Below are 20,025 nucleotides of genomic sequence, written 5' to 3'. Positions count from 1 at the left end.
GAGAAGCGGTAGCCGGGAAGGCCACCGGGCCAGGCCCCCCACAACCCTCCTGACCTGCCACATACTTGCTAGGTTGCGATTGCCAGATGAGTGAGCGAGTGATCGACCGGCTCACGCACCCCGCCCCGCCCCGCAGGAGGCCCCCGTGTCAGGCTCCGACCCCAAGCTCGACTCGTCCGCCGAGATACGCGCACGGATCGACACGAGCAAGCCGCACTCGGCGCGCTTCTGGAACTACTTCGTGGGCGGCAAGGACAACTACGAGAAGGACCGCGAGCTCGGCGACCAGATCAAGGAGATCTTCCCGGGCCTGGTGGACGTCGCCCGCACGAGCCGGCACTTCCTGGGCCGCGCGGTCCGCCACCTGGCAGGGGAACAGGGCATCCGCCAGTTCCTGGACATCGGCACGGGCCTGCCGACGGCCGACAACACTCACGAGGTCGCGCAGCGCGTCGCGCCCGAGTCCCGCATCGTGTACGTGGACAACGACCCGCTGGTCCTGGCCCACGCCCGCGCCCTCCTGACGAGCACGCCCGAGGGCGTCACGTCGTACATCGACGCGAACATGTACGAGCCGGAGGCGATCCTGGCGAAGGCGGGCGAGACCCTGGACCTGACCCGCCCCGTGGCCCTGATGATCCTCAACACCCTCGGCCACGTGTCCTCGTACGAGCAAGCACGAGACCTCGTCGACCGCCTCATGGCGGGCCTGCCGTCCGGCAGCCACCTGGTGATCAGCGACTCCACGTCGACGAGCGAGGGCATGATCGCGGCGTCGGCGGCGTACAACAAGAGCGGGGCGATCCCGTACTACGTCCGCAGCGTCGAGGACATCACCGGCTTCTTCGACGGCCTCACCCTCACCGCCCCCGGCGTGACCCCGGTCACCCACTGGCGCCCCGAGCCCACGACGGACACGACGACAGCGGTCGACGCCTACGCGGGCGTCGCCCGCAAGCCGTAACCTTCGCCCCCGCAAGCGTCCGGGGTGCCCCGCGAAGCCCCCGGACGCTGCACGAATACCGGTTCCTGACGACCCCCACGAAGCTGGTAGTGTTCTACCCGTCGCCGCCACAAACGGCCGACACGCCCCCGTAGCTCAGGGGATAGAGCAACGGCCTCCGGAGCCGTGTGCGCAGGTTCGAATCCTGCCGGGGGCACCCTTCATGAGGTGCCCGAGACCCCGTCAGCAGCGGAGACGCTGAGGTCGGGGTCTTCGCGTGTGTGCGGGTAGGAGAAGAGTGGCGTACTGGTCTACGCCAAGCCGCCCAGCCCCAGTATTCTCATGCGTGGCCAGCGGCACACCCTTCCCCCCACCCAGGTTGCGTGCTGGCGCGGGCGATGCCCTTACAACACAACACTGCCCCCAAGCAGCTGGGTGACTTCCCCCATTCGCCGCCTCCAGGAGGATCACGGTGAAAGTTCGCACCAGAAGCTCGGCGATCATTGGCACCATCGGCAGCATCTGTCTCGCTGCGTCCCTCGCCCTGGGCACGGCCGCCTTAGGCACCGCGTCCGCCGACGAGCCCGCTGCCTCCCCGCGGCAGGCCGCGAAGGCCGCGCTCACCAAGGTGGCCGCCGCCAAGAACCCTTCCGCCGCCGCCGCGGGGCCGGGGGGCACGGTCTGGATAGCCGAACGCGCGGGCACCGTACGGGTCCTGGACGACACGGGACTCGGCGCACCCGTCCTCGACATATCCGGCCAGACCACCACCGACGGTGAACGCGGCCTGCTGGGCGTCGCGTTCGACAAGAATTTCGCGCACTTCTACATCTCGTTCACGAACCGCCAAGGCACCAGCACCATCGACGAGTTCGCCGTGAAGGGCGGCAAGCCCCAGCCCAGCACCCGGCGCACCATCCTCACCCAGACGCAGCCGTACTCGAACCACAACGGCGGCGACATCAGGTTCGGCCCCGACGGCTACCTCTACATCGCGTTCGGCGACGGCGGCTCCGGCGGCGACCCGCACGGCAACGGGCAGAAACTCGACACACTGCTCGGCAAGCTGCTGCGGATCGACCCGAGCAAGCCGAGCGCCGGCAAGCCCTACGCCATCCCGCCCGGCAACCCGTTCGTGACGGACCCCAGGGCCAAGGACGAGATCTGGGCGTACGGGCTGCGCAACCCGTGGCGGTTCTCCTTCGACTCGGGCACGGGCGACCTGCTCATCGGCGACGTCGGTCAGAACGCCTGGGAGGAGATCGACTGGGCCCCCGCAGCCAGCAAGGGCGGCGAGAACTACGGCTGGTCCCAGATGGAGGGCAACCATCCCTTCCGCGGCGGCACCGAGCCCGCGAACCACGTGCCGCCGGTCCACGAGTACGACCGGTCCGGCCTGGGCTGCTCCGTCACCGGCGGATACGTCTACCGCGGCGCGGCGATCCCGGACCTCAAGGGGCAGTACGTGTACAGCGACTACTGCGACGGCACCCTCCGTACCCTGAAGATCGAGAACGGCAAGGTGACCGACAAGGGCGACCTCGGCGTCAACGGCGGCGAAGTCGTCTCGTTCGCCCAGGACGGCGAGGGGGAGCTGTACGTCCTCGACATCGGCGGCAGTGTTTATCGGATCGATCCGGCGTGACGGGCGTGACGGGCGTGACAGTTCTTCTTTCGTCCGGCACTCCTTCGTCCACGTGACAGTCCATCTTTCGTTCACGTGACACGGGCCCCGGCCTCAGTGAAGACACGCTGCGGCCGGGGCCTTCGCGTGGGCCGGTACGGCCCGGTCAGAGCCACGCGTCGGGCAAGGCCGCGCCCGTCGCCCGCAGGTGGCGCAGCGCCGCCGCGAAGGAATGGCAGTCGAAGAGCGCCGAATGCTCCCCGCCCGACGACGCCGTCGAGACCGGCTCGGGCAGGCCGAGCACCTGCCACAGGCGGCCCACGTTGGCCGCCGCCGTGGCGGGGGCGACCGTGTTCAGCCACGGGCGGACATTGAGGAAGCCGGCGGTCAGGAAGCTGCCCTTGACTTCCTCTCCGCGCGCGCGTGCCCAGCCCAGGTTCTCCCCGAGTACGACCATGTCGTTGCCGTACGAGAGCACGGACTGCCCTTCGCAGAACGCCAGGAAGTCGGCCAGGGCCTCGGCCGGCGGCAGCCCGTCCCGGTCCACCGACTCCTGGTCGATGCCGGTGAGTTCGGTGAAGTACGTCGACAGGCTCGGGTTCATCACCGGGCGGACCAGCGTCTCGTACTCCTCGACGACCGAGTAGACGGCCCCGTCGGCTCCGTCGGCCGCTCCGGCCCCGTCGCCCGCCTCGGCGCGCAGCCGCAGCGCCCCGATCTGGACGATCTCCCGGAACTGCCCCGGTGCCGACCAGTTCTGTTCCAGCGCGTCCGGCCAGGTCGTGAACTCGAGGTCGAAAACAACAAAGGTCGTCATGACGGCCTTCTCCTTGCCTGGGGAGGCGGAGCCTACCCCGCCCGGGCGGCCTGTCGCGGCTCCCCCGCAAGTGGCAGAAGTCGGCAAAACCCGGACGCGATGGCGGGTGCCGACCTACTCTCGAGTTGTGCCAGGCGTGTCCGGCCGTGTGCTTGTTGTGGACGACAACAAGGTCATCCGGCAACTGATCAGGGTCAATCTCGAGCTGGAGGGCTTCGAGGTCGTGACCGCGGCCGATGGTGCCGAGTGTCTGGATGTCGTCCATCAGGTCCGGCCCGACGTCGTGACGCTCGACGTCGTGATGCCGCGGCTCGACGGCCTCCGGACGGCCGCCCGGCTGCGCGCCGATCCGCGCACGCGAGGTCTGCCGCTCGTGATCGTCAGCGCCTGTACGCAGTACGAGGTGGAGGCGGGCATCGAGGTCGGGGTCGACGCGTTCCTGGCGAAGCCGTTCGAGCCCTCGGAACTCCTGGGCATCGTGCGCCAGTTGGTCGACCGGGGCGGCCCCGGACCCCTGGACCGCACCCCGGACCCGTCCACGGTCCCGGGCTGCTCCTAGCCCGCGGTCAGGCCGCGGCCAGCCCGCGCACGCCGTGCCGCCCAAGGCGCCCCCGCCAGGAACCCGTCAGAAACCCCCGAGCACCCCACCCCCCACCTCCCATACCCTTGACCCGTGACTCCCGAAGAGCTCTCCCGTACCGTCCTGCGTGCCATGCGGCGCGCAGTGGACGCCGGAGAGCTCGCCGCCACCGTCCCGGACCGCGCCCACATCGAGCGCCCCGGCCCCGGCGGCACGGGTGACTACGCCACGAACCTCGCCCTCCGCGTCGCCCGCGAGGCGTCCGCACCCCCGCGCCGCGTCGCCCAGACCCTCTCGGCCCGCCTCGCCGCGGAACCCGGCATCGCCCGCGCCGACGTCACCGGGCCGGGCTTCCTCAACATCACGCTGGACGGCGACAGCGCCCCCCGCCTCGTACAGAAGATCCTGGAGCAGGGCGGGCGCTACGGCCACATCACCCCGGACACCGGCGCCCTCGCCCAGCTGCACACCCCGCACGACCTGCGCGCCCTCGTCGTCGCCGACGCCGCGCGCCGCATCCTGCGCTCCCAGGGCGTCCTCGTCCGCGTGACCAGCGACGAGGCCCCCGCCCCCGAGTGGGTCCAGGTCCTGGGCGTACGGGTGGACGGGCACGGGCACCCGGCCGCCCCCCTCAGTCCCCCGACCACCCTCCGCCCCGTCCCGGCCCCCCGCACCCCCGACCCGCTCCGCCTCGGCCGCGACGCCGCCCGCTGGGCCCTGCTGCACCCGGCGCCCCACGACCGCCCCCGCACCGGCGACGACGACCACCTCGCCCAGCGCGAGTCGAACCCCCTGTTCCGGGTCCGGTACGCACACGCCCGCACCCGGGCGCTCACCCGGAACGCGGCCGACCTGGGCTTCTCCGCGGCCCCAGGCGAGGCCGACGCACCCGGTTCCGCGTACGACGCAGGCGCGCAAGGCCTCACCGACGCGGCATCGCAAGGCCTCACCGACGCGGCACCGCACAACCCCGCGGACGCGGCATCGCACGACCCCGCGGACGCGGCGGCGCACAGCCTCCTGACCGCCCTGGGCGACTACCCCACCGTCCTGGCGGCCGCCGCCCGCCACCACGCCCCGGACCGCCTCACCCGGCACCTCGTCCGGACCGCCGACGCCTTCCTCGCGCAGGCGGGCACCGTGCTGCCGCTCGGCGACGAGAAACCCTCGGCCGCCCACCGCGCCCGGCTCGCGCTCGCCGAAGCCGCCGGGACGGTGCTCGCCGGCGGCCTGTCCCTGCTCGGCATCAGCGCGCCCGAATATCTGTGAGACGAGAAGAGTCAGACGAGTCATGAGCCGTTCCGCCCACCCCGCAGGCCCCCGCCACGCAGACGTCGTTCCCGAGGGTCACTACTCCGCGCCGCCCGCCGACCTCAACGCCCTCGACCCCAAGGTCTGGTCCCAGACCGTCACCCGCACCGCCGACGGCACCGTCACCGTCGGCGGCATCGAGGTGACCCGGCTCGCCGAGGAGTTCGGCACGCCCGCGTACTTCCTCGACGAGGACGACTTCCGCGCCCGCTGCCGGGCCTGGCGCGACGCCTTCGGGGCGGACGCCGACGTCTTCTACGCGGGCAAGGCCTTCCTGTCCCGCGCCGTCGTGCGGTGGCTGCACGAGGAGGGGCTCAACCTCGACGTGTGCTCCGGCGGCGAGCTGACCACCGCGCTCGACGCCGGCATGCCCGCCGAGCGCATCGCCTTCCACGGCAACAACAAGACCCCCGAGGAGATCGAGCGCGCCGTCGCCGCCGGCGTCGGCCACATCGTGCTCGACTCCTTCCAGGAGATCGTGCGCGTCGCCCACATCGCCGACCGGCTCGGCACGCGCCAGCGCGTACAGATCCGCGTGACCGTCGGCGTCGAGGCCCACACCCACGAGTTCATCGCCACCGCCCACGAGGACCAGAAGTTCGGCATCGCGCTCGCCGGGGGAGAGGCCGCCGAGGCCGTGCGGCGCGCGCTCAAGCTCGACGGCCTGGAGCTCGTCGGCATCCACAGCCACATCGGCTCGCAGATCTTCGACACCGCCGGATTCGAGGTGGCGGCCCGGCGCGTGGTGTCGCTGCTCGCCGAGATCCGCGACGAGCACGGCGTCGAACTGCCCGAGATCGACCTCGGCGGCGGCCTCGGCATCGCGTACACCTCGGACGACGACCCCGCCGAGCCGCACGACATCGCCGCGTCGCTGCGCGAGATCGTCACGCGCGAGTGCGCGGGCGCGAAGCTGCGCACGCCCCGTATCTCCGTCGAGCCGGGCCGCGCCATCGTCGGCCCGACCGCCTTCACGCTGTACGAGGTCGGCACCATCAAGCCGCTGGAAGGGCTGCGGACGTACGTCTCCGTGGACGGCGGCATGTCGGACAACATCCGGACGGCTCTGTACGACGCCGAGTACAGCGTCGCCCTCGTGTCCCGCTCGTCCGACGCGGAGCCGATGCTGGCGCGCGTGGTCGGCAAGCACTGCGAGAGCGGCGACATCGTCGTGCGCGACGCCTTCCTGCCCGCCGACCTCGCCCCCGGTGACCTGATCGCCGTGCCCGCGACCGGCGCGTACTGCCGGTCCATGGCGAGCAACTACAACCACGCGCTGCGGCCGCCGGTCGTGGCGGTGAAGGACGGCGCGGGCCGCGTCATCGTGCGGCGCGAGACGGAGGAGGACCTGCTCCGCCTCGACGTGGGCTGACACGGCCCAGTAAGACGTGGGCTGGACACGGCTCCGCAAGACGTGGGCCGACACTGCCCCGCAAGCAGCCGGTTCGTGAAACCGGCAACACCTGGTTCGTGAAATAGATGTCTCACGATCCGGACTTTGGTCAGAAACACCGTATGGGTGGGTGAGACTGGTCCCACCGTAGTTGGAGAAGGAAACGAGGTCGGATGATGCGTACGCGTCCGCTGAAGGTGGCGCTGCTGGGCTGTGGGGTTGTCGGCTCAGAGGTGGCGCGCATCATGACGACGCACGCCGACGACCTCACAGCGAGGATCGGCGCCCCGGTGGAGCTCGCCGGGGTCGCCGTCCGCCGCCCCTCCAAGGTGCGCGCGGGCATCGACCCGGAGCTGGTCACCACCGACGCGACCGCGCTCGTCAAACGCGGCGACATCGACGTCGTCGTCGAGGTCATCGGCGGCATCGAGCCCGCCCGCGCCCTCATCACCACCGCCTTCGAGCACGGCGCGTCCGTGGTCTCCGCGAACAAGGCGCTGATCGCCCAGGACGGCGCGGCGCTGCACGCCACGGCCGAGCAGCACGGGCGTGATCTTTATTACGAGGCGGCGGTCGCCGGAGCGATTCCGCTGATCAGGCCGCTGCGCGAGTCCCTCGCCGGCGACAAGGTCAATCGCGTCCTCGGCATCGTGAACGGCACGACGAACTTCATCCTCGACAAGATGGACTCGACGGGCGCCGGCTATCAGGAGGCCCTCGACGAGGCCACCGCCCTCGGGTACGCCGAGGCGGACCCGACCGCCGACGTCGAGGGCTTCGACGCCGCCGCCAAGGCCGCGATCCTCGCCGGCATCGCCTTCCACACCCGGGTGCGCCTCGACGACGTCTACCGCGAGGGCATGACCGAGGTCACCGCCGCCGACTTCGCGTCCGCGAAGCGCATGGGCTGCACCATCAAGCTCCTCGCCATCTGCGAGCGGGCCGCCGACGGCGGGTCCGTCACCGCCCGCGTGCACCCCGCGATGATTCCGCTCAGCCACCCGCTGGCATCGGTCCGCGAGGCGTACAACGCCGTCTTCGTGGAGGCCGAGGCCGCAGGACAGCTCATGTTCTACGGCCCCGGAGCGGGCGGCGCGCCCACCGCCTCCGCCGTCCTCGGCGACCTCGTCGCGGTCTGCCGCAACAAGCTCGGCGAGGCCACCGGGCCCGGCGACTCCGCGTACACCCAGCTGCCCGTGAGCCCCATGGGCGAGGTCGTCACGCGGTACCACATCAGCCTCGACGTGGCCGACAAACCGGGCGTGCTCGCCCAGGTCGCGACGGTCTTCGCCGAGCACGGCGTATCGATCGATACGGTCCGTCAGACGGGCAAGGACGGCGAGGCCTCCCTCGTCGTCGTCACCCACCGCGCGCCCGACGCCGCCCTCAGCGGCACCGTCGAAGCGTTGCGCCGACTCGACACCGTGCGTGGTGTCGCCAGCATCATGCGGGTTGAAGGGGAGTAAGCAGCAATGACCCACCAGTGGCGCGGAATCATCGAGGAGTACCGGGACCGCCTTCCCGTCTCCCCCACCACGCCGGTCGTGACGCTCCGCGAGGGCGGCACGCCGCTCGTGCCCGCGCAGGTGCTCTCCGAGCGCACCGGCTGCGAGGTCCACCTCAAGGTCGAGGGCGCCAACCCGACGGGGTCCTTCAAGGACCGCGGCATGACCATGGCGATCACCAAGGCCAAGGAGGAGGGCGCGAAGGCCGTCATCTGCGCCTCCACCGGCAACACGTCGGCCTCCGCGGCGGCCTACGCCGTCCGCGCGGGCATGGTCTGCGCCGTGCTCGTCCCGCAGGGCAAGATCGCCCTCGGCAAGATGGGCCAGGCGCTCGTCTACGGCTCGAAGATCCTCCAGGTCGACGGGAACTTCGACGACTGCCTGAACCTCGCGCGCGGGCTCTCCGAGAACTACCCGGTGGCGCTGGTCAATTCGGTCAACCCGTTCCGCATCGAGGGCCAGAAGACGGCCTCCTTCGAGATCGTGGACGCCCTCGGTGACGCGCCCGACATCCACGTCCTGCCGGTCGGTAACGCGGGCAACATCACGGCCTACTGGAAGGGCTACAAGGAGTACGCGGCCGACTCGGTGTCGACGCGCGCTCCGCGCATGTGGGGCTTCCAGGCCTCCGGTTCGGCGCCGATCGTGCGCGGCGAGGTCGTCAAGGACCCCTCGACGATCGCCACCGCGATTCGCATCGGCAACCCCGCGTCGTGGCAGCACGCGCTCGCCGCGCGCGACGAGTCGGGCGGCTTCATCGACGAGGTGACGGACCGTGAGATCCTGCGCGCCTACAAGCTGTTGGCGTCCCAGGAGGGTGTCTTCGTCGAGCCCGCGTCCGCCGCGTCCGTGGCCGGCCTGCTGAAGGCCGCCGAGCAGGGCAAGGTCGACAAGGGCCAGCGGATCGTCTGCACCGTCACGGGCAACGGCCTCAAGGACCCGGACTGGGCCGTCGCGGGCGCCCCGCAGCCGGTCACGGTCCCGGTCGACGCCGCCGCCGCGGCGGAGCGCCTCGGCCTGGCGTAACGCGCAAACCTCTCAACTCCCCACAGGGGGTGCACAGGGGGCTCGCGACACGCATCGTGCGCCTCCTGTGCGCCCTATGTCGCCACAGAACCTTCCTTCGATAGGCTGTAGGCAACCCACCCCGCATATGCCGCCGCGTATGCCGCGGTGCCGCCCGCAGAGGCGGCCCCAGGGTGCTGCCGTTTCTCGTCGGTCGTGTGCTGGTCGAGGCGGCAAGTCCTCCACAAATCGCAGCTCAAGGAGAGTCATCGAGCGATGGCCGGTCCCGCGTTCCGCGCCGCCGCCGTCAGGGTGCGCGTGCCTGCCACCAGCGCAAACCTCGGTCCGGGCTTCGACGCCCTGGGCCTCGCGCTGGGGCTCTACGACGACGTGGTGGTCCGCGTCGCCGACTCCGGCCTGGGCATCGACATCGCCGGCGAGGGCAGCGAGACCCTGCCGCGCGACGAGTCGCACCTGCTCGTCCGCTCGCTGAGGACCGCCTTCGACCTGCTCGGCGGACAGCCGCGCGGCCTGGAAATCGTCTGCGCCAACCGCATCCCGCACGGCCGCGGCCTCGGCTCCTCGTCCGCCGCCATCTGCGCCGGCATCGTCGCCGCCCGCGCGGTGACCATAGGCGGCGACAGCAAGCTCGACGACGCCGCGCTCCTGGAGCTGGCCACCGAGATCGAGGGCCACCCCGACAACGTCGCGGCCTGCCTGCTCGGCGGCTTCACGCTGTCCTGGATGGACGGCTCCGCCGCGCGCGCCATCAGGATGGACCCGGCGGATTCCATCGTTCCGGTGGTCTTCGTCCCCGGAAAACCCATGCTCACCGAAACCGCCCGCGGACTGCTCCCGCGCACCGTCCCGCACGTGGACGCGGCCACCAACGCGGGCCGGGCGGCCCTGCTCGTCGAGGCCCTGACCAGGCGCCCCGAGCTGCTGCTGCCCGCCACCGAGGACCGCCTGCACCAGGACTACCGCGCCCCGGCCATGCCGGAGAGCGCCGCCCTGGTGGAGCGGCTGCGCGCCGACGGCGTGCCCGCGGTGATCTCCGGCGCGGGGCCCACGGTCCTCGCGCTGGCCGAAGACAGTGCGGCCGACAAGGTCGCACGACTGGCGGGGGAGGGCTGGGCGGCCAATCGCCTGGCGCTCGACGCCACCGGAGCGAGCGTGCTGCCGCTTGCGCCCTGACGCGGGAGCGGCACGCACGCGGTGTCCGGATTTGGAGAGGGGGAATGTTTGTTGGATCCGGTAGTGTTAATCTCAAGTCTGCACCCGACCTCACCATGGCGAGGTGCTTTGTGTCCCCGTCCGGGACATCCATCCTTCCGGGAGCCTCCAAAACTGCTCTGTGCCCCGCACTGAGCGGTGTCGAGCACGCTCCGGAACCGGCGTGACCCAGCCGAGTGACCACCGCACCTCAGTGGCCGGGCACAGGGAAACGCCACATCTGTGAATTCTTCCGCCGCGTTGGCGGACCACCGCCCCGGCACGGTCCACACACCAAGGACCGCCGGACAGCACAACCGGTCGCCGAGCCAGACAGGCCGACGTCCGCTCCAGGGAAGGACCCTTCGTGAGCGACACCACCGATCTGATGGGCGTGACTGCCGACACGCCCGCCACGGACGCCTCTGCGGCGCCTGCCACCGGTGCTTCGGCCGGGTCCCGGCGGCGCCGCGGCACCGGCCTCGAGGGCATGGTGCTGGCGGAACTGCAGCAGGTCGCATCGGGCCTTGGAATCAAGGGCACCGCGCGGATGCGCAAGAGCCAGCTGATCGAGGTCATCAAGGAGGCGCAGGCCGCAGGCGGCGCCCCGGCGAAGAGCGCCCCGGCCGCGGCGTCCTCCGGGGACACCGAGACCAAGCCGAAGCGCCGCGCCACCTCCAAGGCGCGCACCGGCGAGGCGCCCGCCAAGGCCACCGCGGCCAAGACCGACGAGGCCGCCGCGGAGCAGCCGAAGGCCGCCCAGCAGCAGATCGACATCCCCGGCCAGCCCGCGAGCGACGACAAGTCCGCGAGCGGCCGCGGCCGCCGCCGCGTCACCGCCGAGGCCGGCAGCCCCGAGACCGTGACCGCCGAGGCCAAGGGCCAGGGCGAGGCGAAGGCCGAGGCCGGCGCCGTCAAGACGGAGACCGAGGCGAAGACCGACCGGGCCGACCGGGCCGACCGTGGCGAGGCCGGCGACGGCGAGGGCCGTCAGGGCCGCCGCGACCGCCAGGGCCGCGGCCGGGACCGCGACCGCCGCGGCAATAAGGGCGACGACCAGCAGGGCGGCCGTCAGGACCGCCAGGACCGTCAGGACCGCAAGGAGCAGGGCGGCGGCCGGCAGGACCGCAAGGAGCGCGACAACGGCCCGCAGGACGACTTCGACGACGAGGGCGGCGGCCGCCGCGGCCGTCGTGGGCGCTACCGCGACCGCCGTGGCCGCCGTGGCCGCGACGACTTCGCGGGCGAGCCGCAGCTCTCCGAGGACGACGTCCTGATCCCGGTCGCGGGCATCCTGGACATTCTCGACAACTACGCGTTCATCCGTACGTCGGGCTACCTCCCGGGTCCGAACGACGTGTACGTCTCGCTGGCCCAGGTCCGCAAGAACGGCCTGCGCAAGGGCGACCACGTCACCGGCGCGGTGCGCCAGCCCAAGGATGGCGAGCGCCGCGAGAAGTTCAACGCGCTCGTGCGCCTGGACTCCGTGAACGGCATGGCGCCCGAATCCGGGCGCGGGCGGCCGGAGTTCAACAAGCTGACGCCCCTTTACCCGCAGGACCGGCTCCGCCTGGAGACCGACCCGGGCGTCCTGACGACCCGCATCATCGACCTCGTCGCGCCCATCGGCAAGGGCCAGCGCGGTCTGATCGTGGCCCCGCCGAAGACCGGCAAGACCATGATCATGCAGGCGATCGCCAACGCGATCACGCACAACAACCCCGAGTGCCACCTGATGGTCGTCCTGGTCGACGAGCGTCCGGAAGAGGTCACCGACATGCAGCGGTCGGTCAAGGGCGAGGTCATCTCCTCGACCTTCGACCGCCCGGCCGAGGACCACACCACGGTCGCCGAGCTCGCCATCGAGCGCGCCAAGCGCCTGGTGGAGCTGGGCCACGACGTGGTCGTCCTGCTCGACTCCATCACGCGTCTGGGCCGCGCCTACAACCTGGCGGCGCCGGCCTCCGGCCGCATCCTCTCAGGTGGTGTCGACTCGACCGCGCTGTACCCGCCCAAGCGCTTCTTCGGCGCCGCGCGCAACATCGAGGACGGCGGCTCGCTGACCATCATGGCCACCGCGCTCGTCGACACCGGCTCCCGCATGGACGAGGTGATCTTCGAGGAGTTCAAGGGCACCGGCAACCTCGAGCTCAAGCTGGACCGCAAGCTCTCCGACAAGCGGATCTTCCCGGCGGTGGACGTGGACTCGTCCAGCACCCGCAAGGAAGAGATCCTGCTCGGCAGCGACGAGCTCGCGATCACCTGGAAGCTGCGCCGCGTGCTGCACGCGCTCGACCAGCAGCAGGCCATCGAGCTCCTCCTGGACAAGATGAAGCAGACGAAGTCGAACGCCGAGTTCCTGCTCCAGATCCAGAAGACGACGCCGACGCCGGGCAACGGCAACGACTGACCTGGCGCCTGCGCCTTGAGCAGGGTTACCGGAAGGGGCCGGTCCCGTCACATGACGGGACCGGCCCCTTCCGTATGCCGTGGGATGCGGGCAGGTACCCGAGGTGCCGGGTCGGCCGGGAATGACCTTGCCCACACGGATAAGAGATTCTTACCGTCACTGGCGGTAGCGCCATCGGGCACGAAAGTGCAGGTGGGGGGCCAAAAGTACTAGACGATCCGCACGCTGCGTGAGCGTCGGACCCCAGGGCGCACACAGGGCGCTATGCAACCCTTCTTTCGGTTTTCACGTCTGACAAGTGACGAAAAGCCGAGCCTGACCCTGAAAGCAGGGGGTAACCGACCGACGAGGACTGAGGAGCGCATGACCGACGAGAGCAGCCCCGCCGACGCGAAGCCGAAGCACCGCGGCAAGCGCGGCCGCCGTCGCAAGCCGCGCAGCAAGCGCAAGAAGGCGCTCGTCATCACGGCGTGGTCCGCCGCGGCCGTGGTCGTCCTCGGGGGCACCGGCCTCGGCTACGTGTACTTCAAGCTCAACGGCAACATCCACGGCGTCGACATCAACGCCGCGCTCGGCACGGACCGCCCGGACAACATCGACAACGGCTCGCAGGACATCCTCGTCCTCGGCTCCGACTCGCGGTCCGGCAAGAACGCCAAGTACGGCAAGGACGAGGGCGCCGCCCGCTCCGACACGGCGATGATCGTGCACGTGTACAAGGGCCACAAGAAGGCGAGCATCGTCTCCATACCCCGGGACACCCTCATCACCCGGCCCGAGTGCCAGGCCAAGGACGACGACAGCAAGACGGACCCGGGCGGGCAGCGCCAGATGTTCAACACGGCGTACGAGGTCGGCGGCCCGGCCTGCGCCGTGAAGACCGTCGAGAAGATGTCCGGCATCCGCATGGACCACTACATCGAGGTCGACTTCACGGGCTTCAAGAAGCTCATCGACACCCTCGGCGGCGTGGACATCACCACCAAGCAGCCGATCAAGGACAAGGACAGCCACCTGGACCTGCCCGCGGGCGCGCACAAGCTCAACGGCGAGCAGTCCCTCGGCCTGGTCCGCACCCGGCACGGCGTCGGCGACGGCAGCGACCTCGGCCGCATCCAGCTCCAGCAGGCCTTCATCAAGGCCCTGATGAACCAGGTCAAGGACATCAACCTCTTCGGCAACCCGAAGAAGCTCTACGACCTCGCGGACTCCGCCACCAGCGCCATCACCACCGACTCCGACCTGGACACGGTCAAGGACCTCGCCGGCTTCGCCAATGGCCTCAAGGGCATCGGCTCGGGCGACATGAAGATGGTCACGCTGCCCGTCCAGTACGACCCGGCCGACCGCAACCGCGTCATTCCCCTCGAAGAGGCCGACCAGCAGGTCTGGGACGCCCTCAAGGCCGACAAGCCCATCCCGAAGTCCGCCACGGACAAGTCCGCGGGCGACCAGGGCGACGCGGGCAAGGTCGTCACCAGCGACTGACCCTTCCGACGGCGACCGCCCCCCGGGGTGCGGGCCGACCGACCCCGCCGGGGCCGGGCCGGGAATACTTCCGGCCCGACCCCGGTTTGGGCAGATGCGACCGGTCCTGGCAGACTGGTACGTCGGCCCCGGTTCACGCACCCGCATCCCGCGCGTGCGACCCGGCGCCCTCCCGAAACTAGGAGACACCTTGAAGCGCGACATCCACCCCGAGTACGTCGAGACGCAGGTCAGCTGCACCTGTGGCGCGTCGTTCACCACCCGTAGCACGATCCAGAGCGGCTCCATCCGCGCCGAGGTCTGCTCCGAGTGCCACCCGTTCTACACGGGCAAGCAGAAGATCCTCGACACCGGTGGCCGTGTGGCCCGCTTCGAGGCCCGCTTCGGCAAGGCTGCCGGCTCCGCCAACAAGTAGCGAGCCACCTGCGCCGGTCTCCGGCCGCCCCGCACCGGGCGGCCGGGACCGGCGTTTGCCGTCCCGCAGCCCTTCACGCATCACGCAGAAACCAGGAGCCCGAAGATGTTCGAGGCGGTCGAGGAACTGATCGGCGAGCACGCCGATCTGGAGAAGAAGCTCGCCGACCCGTCGGTCCACGCCGACCAGGCCAACGCGCGCAAGCTCAACAAGCGCTACGCCGAGCTGACCCCGATCGTCGCGACGTACCGCACCTGGAAGCAGCTCGGTGACGACATCGAGACCGCGCGCGAGTTCGCCGTCGACGACCCGGACTTCGCCGCCGAGGTCAAGGAGCTGACCGAGCAGCGCGACGAGGTCACCGAGAAGCTGCGCCTGCTGCTCGTGCCGCGCGACCCGAGCGACGACAAGGACGTCATCCTCGAGGTCAAGGCGGGCGCGGGCGGCGACGAGTCGGCGCTGTTCGCCGGCGACCTGCTGCGCATGTACCTGCGGTACGCCGAGCGCGTCGGCTGGAAGACCGAGATCATCGACGCCACCGAGTCCGAGCTCGGCGGCTACAAGGACGTCCAGGTCGCGGTGAAGACCAAGGGCGGCCAGGGCGCCACCGAGCCCGGCCAGGGCGTGTGGGCACGGCTGAAGTACGAGGGCGGCGTGCACCGCGTGCAGCGCGTGCCGTCGACCGAGTCGCAGGGCCGCATCCACACCTCCGCGGCCGGTGTGCTCGTCACGCCCGAGGCCGAGGAGGTCGACGTCGAGATCCACGCGAACGACCTGCGCATCGACGTCTACCGCTCCTCCGGGCCCGGCGGCCAGTCCGTCAACACCACCGACTCCGCCGTGCGCATCACGCACATCCCCACCGGAGTCGTGGCCTCCTGCCAGAACGAGAAGAGCCAGCTCCAGAACAAGGAGCAGGCGATGCGTATCCTGCGCTCCAGGCTTCTCGCCGCGGCACAGGAGGAGGCGGAGAAGGAGGCGGCGGACGCCCGTCGCAGCCAGGTCCGCACCGTCGACCGCTCCGAGAAGATCCGTACGTACAACTTCCCGGAAAACCGCATCTCCGACCACCGCGTCGGCTTCAAGGCGTACAACTTGGACCAGGTGCTCGACGGCGATCTCGACGCCGTCATCCAGGCCTGCGTCGACGCGGACTCCGCCGCGAAGCTCGCCGCCGCGTAAGCCCGACCCGAGCCCGCCCGCGTACGCCGTCGCCCGCCCCGCTCACATGCCCCCCGGAGGACCAGCGTGAACCTGCTGCTCGCGGAAGTGGCCCAGGCCACCCAGCGGCTGGCCGACGCCGGCGTGCCCTCGCCGCGCAACGACGCGGAGGAGCTCGCCGCCTTCGTGCACGGCGTGAAGCGGGGCGAGCTGCACTCCGTCAAGGACACGGACTTCGACGCCCGCTACTGGGAGGCGATCGCGCGCCGCGAGGCCCGCGAGCCGCTCCAGCACATCACCGGCCGGGCCTTCTTCCGCTATCTGGAACTCCAGGTCGGCCCCGGCGTCTTCGTGCCGCGCCCCGAGACCGAGTCGGTCGTCGGCTGGGCCATAGACGCGGTCCGCGCGATGGACGTCGTCGAGCCGCTGATCGTCGACCTGTGCACCGGCTCGGGGGCCATCGCGCTCGCCATGGCCCAGGAGGTGCCGCGCTCGCGCGTGCACGCCGTGGAGCTGTCCGCCGACGCGATGCAGTGGACGCGCAAGAACGTCGAGGGCTCCCGGGTCGACCTCCGTCAGGGTGACGCGCGCGACGCGTTCCCCGACCTCGACGGCCAGGTCGACCTCGTCATCTCCAACCCCCCGTACATCCCTTTGACGGAATGGGAGTACGTTGCGCCGGAGGCCCGCGACTACGATCCCGAACTCGCCCTGTTCTCCGGCGAGGACGGCCTCGACCTGATCCGCGGCATCGAGCGCACCGCGCACCGGCTGCTGCGGCCGGGCGGTGTCGTCGTCGTGGAACACGCGGACACGCAGGGCGGCCAAGTGCCGTGGATCTTCACCGAGGAGCGGGGCTGGGCGGACGCCGCCGACCACCCCGACCTGAACAACCGGCCGCGGTTCGCGACCGCCCGCAAGGCGCTGCCGTGACGACGGCCGCGACGCAGAATACGCAGAATACGCAGAGTACGCAGAACGTGATGTGCGTCCACGAGACGTACGTGTGCGAGGAGGCCCGCTAGATGGCACGGCGATACGACACCAACGACGCGACCGACCGTACGACCGGTCTGCGCGAGGCCGCGTCCGCCGTCCGCCGTGGCGAACTGGTCGTGCTGCCCACCGACACCGTGTACGGGGTCGGCGCCGACGCGTTCAGCCCCGAGGCGGTCGCCGACCTGCTCGACGCCAAGGGCCGCGGCCGCTCCATGCCGACGCCCGTCCTCATCGGCTCCCCGAACACCCTGCACGGCCTCGTCACGGACTTCTCCGAGTCCGCCTGGGAGCTCGTCGACGCCTTCTGGCCGGGGGCCCTCACGCTGGTCGCCCGGCAGCAGCCGTCGCTCCAGTGGGACCTCGGCGACACCCGCGGCACGGTCGCCATCCGGATGCCGCTGCACCCCGTCGCGATCGAGCTGCTCACCGACGTCGGCCCGATGGCCGTGTCCTCCGCCAACCTCACCGGGCACCCGGCGCCGGAGGACTGCGACGCCGCCCAGGAGATGCTCGGCGACTCCATCTCCGTGTACCTGGACGGCGGCCCCACGCCCGGCATCGTGCCGTCCTCCATCGTGGACGTGACCGGCAAGGTGCCCGTCCTGCTGCGCGCGGGGGCGCTCGACGCGGACGAGCTCCGCAAGGTCGTACCCGACCTCGAGGTGGCCAATTGAGGGCCCCTGAGACGGGGCGTGGCATAGCGGGCCGCACCGAGCACTCGGTGGGCTTCGGCTCCCTCGGGGCCGCGGGCACACCCGGCGGCTTCCGCATCCTCCACGTCAGCACCGGCAACGTGTGCCGCTCGCCGATCACCGAGCGGCTGACCCGGCATGCCCTCGCCGACCGGCTCGGCGATCCCCTCACCGGGGGGCTCATCGTGGAGAGCGCGGGCACGTGGGGGCACGAAGGCGCGCCCATGGAGACCAACGCCGAGACCGTCCTCGCGGACTTCGGCGCCGATGCCTCCGGTTTCGTCGGGCGTGAGCTCCTCGACGACCACGTCATCCGGGCCGACCTCGTGCTCACCGCCACCCGGGACCACCGGGCCCAGGTCATCTCCATGGGGCACTCCGCCGGCCTGCGCACCTTCACTCTGAAGGAGTTCACCCGGCTCGTGCGGGCCATAGATCCGGCCACTCTGCCGGACCCCGACGGCGCCGACGGCATCGTCGAGCGGGCCCGCGCGCTCGTCCGGGCCGCCGCCGCGCTGCGCGGCTGGCTCCTCGCCCCCTCCGCCGAGGCCGACGAGGTCTACGACCCCTACGGCGCCCCGCTCCCCTTCTTCCGCTCCGTCGGCGGCGAGATCCAGCAGGCGCTGGAGCCGGTGGTGACGGCCTTGACGGGGGTACCGGCGGCACGGGCGTAGGTGCCCTCGCGGGGGCGCCCCAGTCCCGCCCCTTCACCGTAACCAGGAGGCTGCCGCCCCCTGGACCCCCGCTGATCGCCGCTCCGCGGCTCGTCCTCAAACGCCGGACGGGCTGGGAGGGGTGGGGGCGCGGGTGGGTGGGACAGACACCCGCTATCGCCGGTCTGCGGCTCGTCCTCAAACGCCGGACGGGCTGGGAGGGGTGGGGGTCGCGGGTGGGTGGGCCAGGCCCCCGCCGATCGCCGCTTCGCGGCTCGTCCTCAATCGCCGGGCGGGCTGAAATTCCGCCGCGCGGGCTGAAACCTCGCCGGCTGTTCCGGCGGGTAGTAAGGGCGGGTGGGTGGGGGATATAGCCCCTCCGGCGTTTGAGGAGCGGGGGTCTGGGGGGGCAGAGCCCCCAGTTTCGGGACCTCGCGGCAGCGTCCATCGCGCACCCCCGCGCCCCCGGGCCTACATTGGAGGAATGACGACGGCCGGTCTGGAGCCCGCCGCTGCGGCGGCGTACGCCGTGTTGCGCAGACAGGATCCGGAGCTCGCGGAAGTGGTCCTCGGCGAGCTCGACCGCCAGTCGACGACGTTGCAGCTGATCGCCGCGGAGAACTTCACGTCCCAGGCCGTCCTGACGGCCCTGGGCTCCCCGCTGGCGAACAAGTACGCGGAGGGCTACCCGGGCGCCCGCCACCACGGCGGCTGCGAACTCGTGGACGTCGCGGAACGCATCGCCACGGACCGCGCGAAAGCGCTCTTCGGCGCCGACCACGCGAACGTACAGTCGCATTCCGGCTCCTCGGCCGTGCTGGCGGCATACGCGGCCCTGCTGCGCCCGGGAGACACGGTCCTGGCGATGGGCCTGCCCTACGGCGGCCACCTCACGCACGGCTCACCCGCGAACTTCTCCGGGCGGTGGTTCGACTTCGTCGGGTACGGCCTCGACCCGGAAAGTGGCTTGATCGATTACGACCAGGTCCGCGCCCTGGCCCGTACCCACCGCCCGAAGGCGATCGTCTGCGGCTCCATCGCCTACCCGCGGCACATCGACTACGCGGCGTTCCGCGACGTGGCGGACGACGTGGGGGCCTGTCTCATCGCGGACGCAGCCCACCCCATCGGCCTGGTCGCGGGCGGCGCGGCGCCCAGCCCGGTGCCGTACGCGGACGTCGTGTGCGCCACCACCCACAAGGTGCTGCGCGGCCCGCGCGGCGGCATGATCCTGTGCCGGGGCGACCTGGCGGAGCGGGTCGACCGGGCGGTGTTCCCGTTCACCCAGGGCGGCGCCCAAATGCACACGATCGCCGCCAAGGCGGTCGCGTTCGGCGAGGCGGCGACCCCGGCCTTCACCGCGTACGCCCATCAAGTCGTCGCGAACGCAAGGGTGTTGGCGGCCGCCCTCGCCGCCGAGGGCTTCGGCGTGAGCACCGGCGGCACGGACACCCACCTCATCCTCGCCGACCCCGCCCCGCAGGGCGTGGAGGCCCACGTGGCCCGCGGCCGCCTCGCCGCGGCCGGCCTGGTGCTCGACACCTGCGCGCTGCCGCACGGCGACAGCCGCGGCCTCCGGTTCGGCACGGCCGCCGTCACCACGCAGGGCATGCGCGAGAGTGAAATGGCGCGGATCGCCGCGCTGTTCGCGGGGGCCGTCCGAGAGGAGGACAACGTCAGGGACGAGGTGCGGGAGCTGGCTGGCCGGTTTCCGCCGTATCCGGCCTCGGGAACGGCGGCCACGGGGTCCCGCTAGCGGACGTGTGCGAGGACGTGTGCAACGATCCTCGCTACCCATGCGTCCCCAACCTTATGCG

17 protein-coding genes and 1 tRNA gene are annotated in these 20,025 nt (G+C 71.2%); 17 read left to right on the top strand and 1 reads right to left on the bottom strand.

Annotation, left to right across the window (positions count from 1 at the left end):
• The first annotated feature begins 145 nt into the window (after nucleotides 1–145).
• The 3 genes from AC0KTA_RS11795 (at nucleotide 146) to AC0KTA_RS11785 (ending at nucleotide 2,588) form a co-directional block, all read left to right on the top strand.
• Complete coding sequence (locus AC0KTA_RS11795; protein WP_481055073.1) at nucleotides 146–964, top strand: SAM-dependent methyltransferase; 819 nt, start codon at nucleotides 146–148, stop codon at nucleotides 962–964.
• A 124-nt stretch (nucleotides 965–1,088) separates the two neighbouring features.
• A tRNA-Arg gene (locus AC0KTA_RS11790) sits at nucleotides 1,089–1,160 on the top strand.
• Nucleotides 1,161–1,415: 255 nt separating this feature from the next.
• Nucleotides 1,416–2,588, top strand: a complete 1,173-nt coding sequence (locus AC0KTA_RS11785) for a PQQ-dependent sugar dehydrogenase (protein WP_481055072.1) — start codon at nucleotides 1,416–1,418, stop codon at nucleotides 2,586–2,588.
• A 145-nt stretch (nucleotides 2,589–2,733) separates the two neighbouring features.
• Here AC0KTA_RS11785 and AC0KTA_RS11780 read toward each other — a convergent pair whose 3' ends face one another.
• On the bottom strand, nucleotides 2,734–3,384 hold the full coding sequence (locus AC0KTA_RS11780) for an exonuclease domain-containing protein (RefSeq protein ID WP_481055071.1): 651 nt from the start codon (nucleotides 3,382–3,384) through the stop codon (nucleotides 2,734–2,736).
• Between AC0KTA_RS11780 and AC0KTA_RS11775 the strand changes: the two genes are divergently transcribed.
• The 14 genes from AC0KTA_RS11775 (at nucleotide 3,383) to AC0KTA_RS11710 (ending at nucleotide 19,964) form a co-directional block, all read left to right on the top strand.
• Nucleotides 3,383–3,943: a response regulator gene (locus AC0KTA_RS11775; RefSeq protein WP_481055070.1), complete on the top strand. Its 561-nt coding sequence runs from the start codon at nucleotides 3,383–3,385 to the stop codon at nucleotides 3,941–3,943. The genes AC0KTA_RS11780 and AC0KTA_RS11775 overlap by 2 nt on opposite strands.
• 114 nt (nucleotides 3,944–4,057) lie before the next feature.
• Nucleotides 4,058–5,233 carry an ArgS-related anticodon-binding protein NrtL gene (gene nrtL / locus AC0KTA_RS11770; protein ID WP_481055069.1) on the top strand — a complete coding sequence of 392 codons (1,176 nt, stop codon included), beginning with the start codon at nucleotides 4,058–4,060 and terminating at the stop codon, nucleotides 5,231–5,233.
• 22 nt (nucleotides 5,234–5,255) lie between these two features.
• Entirely contained in the window at nucleotides 5,256–6,647 is a 1,392-nt protein-coding gene (lysA, locus tag AC0KTA_RS11765) for a diaminopimelate decarboxylase (protein ID WP_481055068.1), read from the top strand.
• A 197-nt stretch (nucleotides 6,648–6,844) separates the two neighbouring features.
• On the top strand, nucleotides 6,845–8,134 hold the full coding sequence (locus tag AC0KTA_RS11760) for a homoserine dehydrogenase (RefSeq protein ID WP_481056389.1): 1,290 nt from the start codon (nucleotides 6,845–6,847) through the stop codon (nucleotides 8,132–8,134).
• A 6-nt stretch (nucleotides 8,135–8,140) separates the two neighbouring features.
• Nucleotides 8,141–9,199 (top strand): threonine synthase, encoded by a 1,059-nt coding sequence (gene thrC, locus AC0KTA_RS11755; protein WP_481055067.1) that lies wholly within the window; start codon nucleotides 8,141–8,143, stop codon nucleotides 9,197–9,199.
• Between the two features lie 255 nt (nucleotides 9,200–9,454).
• A complete protein-coding gene (gene thrB, locus AC0KTA_RS11750; RefSeq protein WP_481055066.1) occupies nucleotides 9,455–10,372 on the top strand; it encodes a homoserine kinase in 918 nt (305 codons plus the stop codon).
• 385 nt (nucleotides 10,373–10,757) lie between these two features.
• Nucleotides 10,758–12,800, top strand: a complete 2,043-nt coding sequence (gene rho / locus AC0KTA_RS11745; RefSeq protein WP_481055065.1) for a transcription termination factor Rho — start codon at nucleotides 10,758–10,760, stop codon at nucleotides 12,798–12,800.
• 363 nt (nucleotides 12,801–13,163) lie between these two features.
• On the top strand, nucleotides 13,164–14,288 hold the full coding sequence (locus AC0KTA_RS11740; RefSeq protein ID WP_481055064.1) for an LCP family protein: 1,125 nt from the start codon (nucleotides 13,164–13,166) through the stop codon (nucleotides 14,286–14,288).
• A 190-nt stretch (nucleotides 14,289–14,478) separates the two neighbouring features.
• Nucleotides 14,479–14,703, top strand: a complete 225-nt coding sequence (gene rpmE / locus AC0KTA_RS11735; protein ID WP_189727814.1) for a 50S ribosomal protein L31 — start codon at nucleotides 14,479–14,481, stop codon at nucleotides 14,701–14,703.
• Nucleotides 14,704–14,808: 105 nt separating this feature from the next.
• Nucleotides 14,809–15,885 (top strand): peptide chain release factor 1, encoded by a 1,077-nt coding sequence (gene prfA, locus AC0KTA_RS11730; RefSeq protein ID WP_481055063.1) that lies wholly within the window; start codon nucleotides 14,809–14,811, stop codon nucleotides 15,883–15,885.
• 66 nt (nucleotides 15,886–15,951) lie between these two features.
• Nucleotides 15,952–16,797: a peptide chain release factor N(5)-glutamine methyltransferase gene (prmC, locus tag AC0KTA_RS11725; protein ID WP_481055062.1), complete on the top strand. Its 846-nt coding sequence runs from the start codon at nucleotides 15,952–15,954 to the stop codon at nucleotides 16,795–16,797.
• Nucleotides 16,798–16,889: 92 nt separating this feature from the next.
• A complete protein-coding gene (locus tag AC0KTA_RS11720) occupies nucleotides 16,890–17,537 on the top strand; it encodes an L-threonylcarbamoyladenylate synthase (protein WP_481055061.1) in 648 nt (215 codons plus the stop codon).
• The gene (locus AC0KTA_RS11715; protein ID WP_189727806.1) at nucleotides 17,534–18,229 is read left to right on the top strand and encodes an arsenate reductase/protein-tyrosine-phosphatase family protein; all 696 of its coding nucleotides are present in this window, start codon (nucleotides 17,534–17,536) and stop codon (nucleotides 18,227–18,229) included. The genes AC0KTA_RS11720 and AC0KTA_RS11715 overlap by 4 nt, the downstream gene beginning before the upstream one ends.
• A gap of 463 nt (nucleotides 18,230–18,692) precedes the next feature.
• Nucleotides 18,693–19,964, top strand: coding sequence for a serine hydroxymethyltransferase (locus tag AC0KTA_RS11710; protein ID WP_481055060.1), 1,272 nt, complete (start codon nucleotides 18,693–18,695; stop codon nucleotides 19,962–19,964).
• The last annotated feature ends 61 nt before the right edge of the window (nucleotides 19,965–20,025 follow it).

It is taken from the genome of Streptomyces sp. Y309 (genome assembly GCF_056712025.1).
This window is presented reverse-complemented; position numbering and strand designations above follow the sequence as displayed.